7 protein-coding genes are annotated in these 3,999 nt (G+C 56.1%); 5 read left to right on the top strand and 2 right to left on the bottom strand.

What is annotated here, in order from left to right; genetic code table 11:
• Positions 1-213 precede the first annotated feature (213 nt).
• From FYJ85_RS22730 to FYJ85_RS22715, 4 genes are read left to right on the top strand one after another with little or no spacing between them, the layout of a single operon-like run.
• Entirely contained in the window at positions 214-462 is a 249-nt protein-coding gene (locus FYJ85_RS22730) for a hypothetical protein (protein ID WP_154420969.1), read from the top strand.
• Positions 463-476: 14 nt separating this feature from the next.
• A complete protein-coding gene (locus FYJ85_RS22725; protein ID WP_154420968.1) occupies positions 477-914 on the top strand; it encodes a phage tail tube protein in 438 nt (145 codons plus the stop codon).
• Positions 915-968: 54 nt separating this feature from the next.
• Positions 969-1,475, top strand: a complete 507-nt coding sequence (locus FYJ85_RS22720) for a hypothetical protein (protein ID WP_154420967.1) — start codon at positions 969-971, stop codon at positions 1,473-1,475.
• Entirely contained in the window at positions 1,472-1,687 is a 216-nt protein-coding gene (locus FYJ85_RS22715) for a hypothetical protein (protein WP_154420966.1), read from the top strand. Before FYJ85_RS22720 ends, FYJ85_RS22715 begins: the two co-directional genes overlap by 4 nt.
• 59 nt (positions 1,688-1,746) lie before the next feature.
• On the opposite strand, the gene FYJ85_RS22710 is transcribed toward FYJ85_RS22715, so the two are convergent.
• Entirely contained in the window at positions 1,747-2,043 is a 297-nt protein-coding gene (locus tag FYJ85_RS22710) for a HigA family addiction module antitoxin (protein WP_154420560.1), read from the bottom strand.
• Between the two features lie 11 nt (positions 2,044-2,054).
• A complete protein-coding gene (locus FYJ85_RS22705; protein WP_154420965.1) occupies positions 2,055-2,333 on the bottom strand; it encodes a type II toxin-antitoxin system RelE/ParE family toxin in 279 nt (92 codons plus the stop codon).
• 227 nt (positions 2,334-2,560) lie between these two features.
• On the opposite strand from FYJ85_RS22705, the gene FYJ85_RS22700 reads away from it, so the two are divergent.
• The coding region (locus tag FYJ85_RS22700) for a phage tail tape measure protein (protein WP_206213425.1) at positions 2,561-3,999 on the top strand (1,439 nt) is incomplete at its 3' end.

Genomic DNA, 3,999 nt, shown 5'->3' with positions numbered 1-3,999 from the left:
CTACAGTCCGGAGCATTTGCGTGAGCGGGGGCAGTTCACCAGCGTCATTGAACTCGTATTCAAAGTGTTGAAACCGTGAAATGCCGAATTGAATTTGACGACAGGCGGATCCTGCTTGCCGTTCAAGACGGCAATATAACAGCACTGCGGCGCGCGGGAGCTTACATCCGGAAATCCGCCCGCAACCGGGTTTCACAGAGTCAGAAGGCCTCCATGCCCGGCACACCGCCGAACACCCGGCGCGGACTTCTGAAGCAATCGCTGCTGTTCGGTGTGGAAAAACAGCGCCAGTCCGTTGTGATCGGACCGGCGGAATCCTTCATCGGAACAGCGATGACTGCGCATGAATTCGGTGGAATTTACCGCAAACGGCGCTATCCCAAACGGCCGCTGATGGGGCCGACTCTGGAAAAGACGCTTCCGAAACTCCCGGCACTCTGGGAAAATTCTGTCAAAAAATAAAGAGGAGATTTTTTATGGCTATTGTACTGGGCCTTGATGCAGTTCTGATGCGCGGCCCCGCCGGTTCGACCGGCTCTACCGAGGTCAAAAACGTCAAGGATTTGACCTTGAATCTTGAGTCAGGCGACGCCGACGTCACGACGCGGGCCACGAAGGGGTGGCGGGCGTCGGTCGCGACTTTGAAAGAGGCGTCGCTGGAATTTCAAATCCTCTACGACACGGAGGATGAGGACTACAACGCCTTTGCCGACGCCTACTTCAACAACACACCGATGGCGTTGTTTGTCACGGACGGCAACGGAACCGGTCTTGACGCGGACTTCTCCATCACCGGATTTTCGATTGAACAGCCTCTGGAGGAAGCGCTTGCTGTGAGCGTCACCGCCAAACCGACCGCCTCGGAACGTGCGCCCCAGTGGACCAAGGGAAGCGGAGGCGGTGTCGGCGGATAAGAGCATCCGTTTCCCCGTATGCAGGCAATCAATCATCCAAGGAGCAACTGACACATGAAAACTTTCACAGACAATACCGGCCGAACCTGGACGCTCTCGGTCACGGTCGGCACGATCAAACGGGTACGCGCCCTCTGCGGTGTGGATCTGGCAAACATCATCACCATGGAGAGCGGGAAAACTCCGAACGTCGGACTGCTGGAACGTCTTGCGGCTGATCCCGTTCTTCTGGTCGATGTGCTTTTTGCGGTCTGCAAGCCCGAGGCGGATGCAAAAGGAATTACCGATGAAGAATTCGGCCGCGCCATGGCAGGCGACGCCATTGAGCTTGCCGCGACGGCTCTGCTGGACGAGATCATCGATTTTTTCCCCGAGGCGAAGCGAAAGGTGTTCCGGAAGATCCTCGACGCGAGCCGCCGCTTCGAGGCGCGAAGCAAGCAGGCGCTGACGGAACTTCTCGAGGATCCGGCATTCGACGAAAAAATCGATCAAGCCCTCGATCAATTGACGATCTCATCCTCCGTCTCGCCGGAATCGCCGGAGTCAATCCCGACCCCTTGACGCTTCGGGAACTTGCCGCCCTCGCGGATGCGCGGGGGCGCTTTGAATGGGAGCAGACTGCAAGCCTGATGGCGCTCATCGTCAACCTGATGCGCGATCCGAAGAAGAACAAGGCGGTAAAAGCGGAAGATTTCAACCCGTATACAGTGAAAGAAAAGGCCTTCCTGAAAGCGCCCCTTTCCGTTCTGCGGGACGTCTTTGTTAAAAAGTGATTTTCTGCCTATTCTTCCGGCAAAAATAGGCAGAAAATCTGTCGAGTGGGCAGAAACAATCAGGCTAGAGCCAGTTGTGGAATAGCGGCGATTTCCTTTTCTGATTGTGCCGCCGCGACACAGAGATCGTAATTGGCCTGAAGATTGATCCAGAACTCCGGACCGGTCCCGAAATACTTGCCGAGCCGCAATGCGGTATCCGCAGTAATTGCCCGGGATCCCTTGACAATGGCATTGATCCTTGGAGTCGGGACATGAATGTCCATCGCCAGCTTGTTCTGGCTGATGTTCATCGGTTTCAAGAACTCTTCCGCGAGAATCTCGCCGGGATGAATAAGATTTTCTGTTCGGATCATGATTCACCTCCTTAATGGTAATCAACGATTTCCACATCATACGCATGGCCGTCATGCCACGTGAAACAGATACGCCATTGAAGATTGATTCGGATGCTGTATTGTCCTTCGCGGTCCCCATGCAATGCTTCAAAATGATTGCTTGGAGGAATCCGCAAAGTCTCCAGTATGACAACAGCGTCAAGCATATCCAGTTTCCGCAATGCAATCCGTTCAAATGCTTTGAATCTGCGACTTCGCCCGCTTGCTTTCAACTGTTCCGTCTCTTTGCATTTGAAACTTTTTATCATGTGGAAACCCCTTTCTTCATGGCACAATATATATCTTTTCGCGTTAAACGCAAGACGTAAAATCAAAAAAGGTTGAAAAAATGTCCCTATCGAGCAATATCCGGGCAGGCCGGGCATATGTCGAGGTAACCGCCGAGACCAGCAAACTTCAGCGGAATCTGACCAGCGCCCAGGCTCAGCTGCAAAACTTTGGAAGAACCTGTACGAATGTCGGGAAAGATCTCCTGATGCTCTCGGGCGCAATGGCCGCACCGTTGGTGATGGCGGCCCGGTCATTCGCCGGATTCGATGACAGCATGCGTCTTGTGCAGGCGGTTACACAGGCGACCGACGCCGATTTCAAGGCATTGACCAAGACCGCGCAGCGTCTCGGACGTGACACCTCCTATACCGCGCAGCAGGCCGCGGATGCAATGGTGTCGCTGGGTCGAATGGGTTTCTCCCCGACAGAAATCCAGGCATCCATCGATGCGGTGCTGAATCTTGCCCGGTCAACGGGAACGGAACTTGCGGAAGCGGGCGACATCGCCGCGAACAGCATGCGGATCTTCGGCATTGAAGCGTCACAGATGAGTGACGTCGCCGATGTTCTCACGGTCACTGCGAACAGTTCGGCACAGACACTGATTGACCTCTTTGAGGCGTTGAAAATGGGCGGACCGCAGGCGGCTGCCGCCGGGGAGTCGATTCGGGAAACCAGTGCGGCGATCGCGGTTCTTGCGAACATGGGCATCAAAGGATCTCTCGCCGGAACGGCTCTGCGCAAGAGTTTCTCACAGTTTGCCAAGGTGAAAGTTCAGGATCAGCTCCGTTCCGTGGGCGTGGAAACAGTCGACGCAAACGGAAATCTCCGCAAAATGGCGGAGATCATGCGGGACATCGCCAAGGCAATGAGCACAATGCCCACCGCTGAAAAGCTGGCGTTTGCGGAAGATATCTTTGATATTCGCGGATCACTTGCCGGACTGACGCTGACGGCGAATACCGATGAACTGGATGCGATGCTGGCCAAGCTCCAGGATGTGGAAGGAGTTGCGGCGAACACCGCCAAAAAGATGGATGCCGGGCTTGGCGGAGCATTCCGCCTTCTGCTTTCCGCAGTGGAAGGAGCGATGAATGCGATTGCCGATGCGATGAATTCGACACTCCAGCCGCTGGTGGTCAAGGTGACGGCGGTCATCAACGCCTTCACCCAATGGATTGAGGCGAATCAGGGGCTGGTGACCGCCTTTGCCGTGACGGTGGCGGGCGCGGCCGGCCTTGCCGTGGTTCTGATTGCCATCGGAGTTGCCGCCAAAGGGGCGGCTGCCGGAATCGCCGTAGTTCAGACGGCGATCAAGGGATTCACCTTTCTTCAGGGGGTGGCTATTGCGCAGGGGACAGTACTCAAGACCTCCTTTACGCTGTTGACGCAGTCGTTCGCGGACTACCGCAACACGGCGATTCCGGCACTGGTCGGTACGGAAAAATTCTGTGCGGCTTTGGGGCTTGCCTCGACGTCCGCGAACCGGGCGCGGGCAAGCATCATTCTGATGAGCAATGCCGAAGCCGCCGCGGCAGCGAAGTCGGCACTGGCAGCCAAATGGCAGGCCGTAACGAAAACCCTTGCCTCATTCCGGAACACGGCGCTGGCGGCAGCCGTTGCGACCAAAGCACAGGCGGCGGC

Origin of the sequence: Victivallis lenta (assembly GCF_009695545.1) — a bacterium.
Lineage (GTDB): Bacteria > Verrucomicrobiota > Lentisphaeria > Victivallales > Victivallaceae > Victivallis > Victivallis lenta.
Note: the sequence above shows the minus strand (reverse complement) of the source record. Positions and strands in the feature narration are given on the sequence as shown.